Origin of the sequence: Psychrobacter sp. TB55-MNA-CIBAN-0194 (genome assembly GCF_040309505.1) — a bacterium.
Lineage (GTDB): Bacteria > Pseudomonadota > Gammaproteobacteria > Pseudomonadales > Moraxellaceae > Psychrobacter > Psychrobacter fozii.
In genome coordinates this window covers 1-247 of sequence record NZ_JBEOOW010000626.1, presented here as the reverse complement: position 1 = coordinate 247, position 247 = coordinate 1, and the positions used below count along the sequence as shown (strand labels likewise).

General features: G+C 42.9%; 1 pseudogene. It reads left to right on the top strand.

Going from position 1 to position 247, the window contains the following annotated elements:
• Positions 1–247, top strand: a pseudogene (locus tag AAEY75_RS16515) (hypothetical protein); the annotation flags it as partial.

The following is a 247-nucleotide window of genomic DNA, read 5'->3' as shown; positions in this document are numbered from 1 at the left end:
ACTCAGTGCCGATAGCCAATTTATCAGTCTATTTGGTCTTAGCCTTATCTGTGCAGGATTTTCAATTGGGTTTGGTGTGGTAATGAGCCAAGCGCTTAGCCCCTATCGTTATCGAGCGGGTGTCGCCAGTTCTATGCTCGGAGTGGCTCAAATTTGCAGTTCAGCTTTGTATATTTGGCTATTAGGCTTGCTTGGTATAAGTGCATTGAATATGCTGATATTAATATTGTTAATGGGTGGCGTTATC